3 protein-coding genes and 1 pseudogene are annotated in these 3,804 nt (G+C 73.3%); 1 reads left to right on the top strand and 3 read right to left on the bottom strand.

Annotated elements, in window-relative coordinates:
* Positions 1–478, top strand: a pseudogene (locus GTW67_RS35780) (DUF2637 domain-containing protein); the annotation flags it as partial.
* An 81-nt stretch (positions 479–559) separates the two neighbouring features.
* Here the strand turns inward: GTW67_RS35780 and GTW67_RS35775 are convergent.
* The 3 genes from GTW67_RS35775 to GTW67_RS35765 form a co-directional block, all read right to left on the bottom strand.
* Positions 560–958 carry an ATP-binding protein gene (locus GTW67_RS35775; protein WP_161168874.1) on the bottom strand — a complete coding sequence of 133 codons (399 nt, stop codon included), beginning with the start codon at positions 956–958 and terminating at the stop codon, positions 560–562.
* 131 nt (positions 959–1,089) lie between these two features.
* On the bottom strand, positions 1,090–2,832 hold the full coding sequence (locus GTW67_RS35770) for a pyruvate dehydrogenase (RefSeq protein WP_161168873.1): 1,743 nt from the start codon (positions 2,830–2,832) through the stop codon (positions 1,090–1,092).
* 27 nt (positions 2,833–2,859) lie between these two features.
* A partial coding sequence (locus GTW67_RS35765) for a protein phosphatase 2C domain-containing protein (RefSeq protein ID WP_161168872.1) occupies positions 2,860–3,804 on the bottom strand: 945 nt, incomplete at its 5' end.

The following is a 3,804-nucleotide window of genomic DNA, read 5'->3' as shown; positions in this document are numbered from 1 at the left end:
GCTGCCGCAGATCCGCATGGTCCGCTGGCTGCGCGCCCCCCGCGAGACGTACCGCGCCTGGTCGCTGATGCTCCTGGAGGGCGTGCGCAGCCTGGACGAGGCGGTCGAGGAGGTGCGCGACGACCGGCGCCAGAAGGAGGAGAAGAAGCTGCGGCGGCGCGAGCAGGAGCGCCTGGAGCGGGCCCAGTTGAAGGCCATCAGCCGGGGCCACGGGCACCGCGGTCTCCCCGGCCGCGGCGGCCGGCAGGTCGAGGTGGACGTCCAGCAGGTGGAGCGCGGCTCGGACCGGGCCGCCGCGGAGCCTGCCATATCGACCCCTGAGCAGCTGCCCGTACGCCAGCTTCCCTCCCTTCAGCCCGTGCGCGGCGGGACTGAGCAGCGCACCGTCGACCTCACCGCGGAGGACGACACCCAGGCCCTGCCGCGCCTGGACTCCCTGGAGCGCAAGCTGAAGGACCTGGAGCAGCAGTTCGGCTAGGCCGGCCCGGCCGGGACGACCTGCCCGGCCCACCACCGCACCGCCGAAGGGGCGTGACCGCGTGTCACGCCCCTTCGGCGTTCACGCGGCCTCGGCGCCCAGCTCGAACCAGACCGACTTGCCCACGTCGTGCCCGCGCACACCCCAGGCGTCCGCCAGGGACTGCACCAGGACCAGGCCCCTGCCGTGGGTGCTCTCGTCCGGTTCCGGGGCGCGCTGCCGGGGCAGCCGGGCGACGCGGTCCCGCACCTCCACCCGCAGCCCGCGCTCGGAGACCGTCGCGGTCAGCACCGCGTCGTCGTCGGTGTGGACGAGCGCGTTGGTCACCAGCTCGCTGGTCAGCAGCTCCGCGATCTCCGACTGCCCCGATCCGCCCCAGTGCCGCAGCAGCTCGCGCAGCGCCCGCCGGGCCTCGGGCACCGCCCGCAGATCCGCCCGGCCCAGTGCCCGCCTGAGCTGTGGCACCGCCTGCCTCTCCATGTCCCCCGTCCGCGTGCCGATGTCGGTTCCCTTCTGCTCCTCGAACTTCTGCAACTCGAACACGTTCACGGGAATCCTTGCCCGATCGGGCCCCGGCCAGTCATGCCGAATGCCCCGGGAGCGCCGCGCGGCTACGGCCGGGGCACGTTGCGCAGGTTCGACCGGGCCATCTGGAGCATCCGGCCCACGCCGCCGTCCAGGACGATCTTCGAGGCGGACAGGGCGAAGCCGGTGACCATGTCGGCGCTGATCTTCGGCGGGATGGACAGGGCGTTCGGATCGGTGACGACGTCGACCAGGGCCGGGCCCTTGTGCTTGAAGGCCGCCTTCAGCGCCCCGGCCAGCTCCTTCGGCTTCTCCACCCGCACCCCGAAGGCACCGCAGGCCTCGGCGACGGCGGCGAAGTCGGGGTTGCGGTTGGCCACGCCGTACGAGGGCAGGCCCGCCACCAGCATCTCCAGCTCGACCATGCCGAGCGCGGAGTTGTTGAACAGGACGACCTTCACCGGCAGGTCCTGCTGGACGAGGGTCAGGAAGTCGCCCATCAGCATGGTGAACCCGCCGTCGCCGGACATCGAGATCACCTGCCGGTGCCGGTCCGGGAGCTGGGCGCCGATCGCCATCGGCAGCGCGTTGGCCATCGAGCCGTGCGAGAAGGAACCGATGATGCGGCGGCGGCCGTTGGGCGTGATGTACCGGGCCGCCCAGACGTTGCACATGCCGGTGTCGACGGTGAACACCGCGTCGTCGTCCGCGACTTCGTCCAGCACGGCGGCCACGTACTCGGGATGGATGGGCACGTGCTTGTCGACCTTGCGGGTGTACGCCTTGACGACGCCCTCCAGCGCGTCCGCGTGCTTCTTGAGCATCCGGTCGAGGAAGCGGCGGCTCTTCTTCTCCTTCACCCGCGGGATCAGACAGCGCAGCGTCTCCTTCGCGTCGCCCCACACCGCGAGGTCCAGCTTGGACCGCCGGCCCAGCCGCTCGGGCCGCACGTCGATCTGGGCGATCTTCACGTCGTCGGGGAGGAACGCGTTGTACGGGAAGTCGGTGCCGAGCAGGATCAGCAGGTCGCACTCGTGGGTGGCCTCGTAGGCGGCGCCGTAGCCGAGGAGCCCGCTCATGCCGACGTCGAACGGGTTGTCGTACTGGATGAACTCCTTGCCGCGCAGCGCGTGCCCCACCGGCGACTTGATCTTCCCGGCGAACTCCATGACCTCGGCGTGCGCGCCCGCCGTGCCGCTGCCGCAGAACAGGGTGACCTTGTCGGCGTCGTCGATCAGCCGCACCAGCCGGTCGATCTCGTCGTCGCCGGGCCGGACGGTGGGCCGGGAGGTGACGAGTGCCGTCTCGGCGGCGCCCTGCGGGGCGGGCTCGTCCGCGATGTCGCCGGGCAGCGAGACGACGCTGACGCCGCCCTGGCCGACGGCGTGCTGGATGGCGGTCTGCAAGAGCCTCGGCATCTGCTTGGGGCTGGAGATCAGCTCGCAGTAGTGACTGCACTCGCGGAACAGCTGTTCGGGGTGGGTCTCCTGGAAGAAGCCCAGGCCGATCTCGCTGGACGGGATCTGCGAGGCCAGCGCGAGGACCGGGGCCATGGAGCGGTGGGCGTCGTACAGCCCGTTGATGAGGTGGAGGTTGCCGGGGCCGCAGGAGCCGGCGCACGCGGCCAGCTTCCCGGTGATCTGGGCCTCCGCGCCGGCGGCGAAGGCGGCGGTCTCCTCGTGCCGCACATGCACCCAGTCGATGCCGGGGTGGCGGCGCACCGCGTCCACGATCGGGTTGAGGCTGTCGCCCACCACTCCGTAGAGGCGTTCCACTCCGGCACGGGCGAGGATGTCGACGAACTGTTCCGCGACGTTCTGTTTGGCCATGGGTCCATGGAGGCACAGCGCGCGGCGTCACGCCTCCCAAACGGCGGCGGCCGTACGGTCGTCGGCGTAACCCTTGACCCGGACCCCGCTGTCGGCGAGGAACCCGGCGAGGCCGGGCGGCGCGGCGCCGGACCATCGCCGCGCGAGGAGTTCGCCCAGCTCGCGCTCGCCGAGCAGCGGCTCGGCCAGGCCCGTGCTGCACATCAGCAGCACGTCACCCGGGCGGGCTACGGAGGCGCGGAAGCGGAACGGCTCGCGGGGCGTCCCGTCGGGCGGCCCGTCGTACGGGCCGGGCGGCGTGGCGACGCCCAGGTCCATGGTGAGCCGGTCGCCCTCGGGGGTCTCGCTCGGCGGGGAGCCGAAGCCGACGACGGGCTCGCCGGTGATGTCGCCGGTGCGCGGTTCGATGTCCTGCCAGGCGCCGTCCCGCAGCCGGAACAGTCCGCCGGCGCCGACGCCGAAGAACACGCGGGTGCGGCACTCGGGCGCGGCGGGCAGCAGCAGACAGCGCAGGGTGGCCGCGTACTCGTGGGGCGCGAGGCCCTGTTCGGCGGCCTCGGCGCGGAGCCGGCCGAGGCTGCGGTCGGTGAGCCGGTGCAGGCCGGACTTGAGGTCGCCGCGCCGGGCGGCGCGCAGGTCCTCGGCGAGCCGGGCGTGGCTGCGGCCCACGGCCCGGCCGATCCAGCGGCAGACCTGGGCGGCGGCACGGTGCGTGCCGGCCGCCCCGCGGGCGCCGGTCGCCATCGCCACGAGGACGAGCGCCTGCTCGCCCGCGCCGAACCGGGCGACGAGCAGGGCGTCGCGGCGCGGGTCTCCCCGGTAGCGCGCGGAGTCGCCCCGCACGGAGACGGCCCGCAGCGTGCAGGCGCCGTACCGGGCACCCTCCAGCACGGTGTCCGCGACGAGGCCGTCCAGCGCGTCGGGGTCGGCGGGCGGCAGAGCGGTGGGCTCAGCGTCGTAGGTGGGAGGCCG

It is taken from the genome of Streptomyces sp. SID5910 (assembly GCF_009862125.1).
In the GTDB taxonomy this organism is placed as follows: Bacteria; Actinomycetota; Actinomycetes; order Streptomycetales; family Streptomycetaceae; genus Streptomyces.
This window is presented reverse-complemented; position numbering and strand designations above follow the sequence as displayed.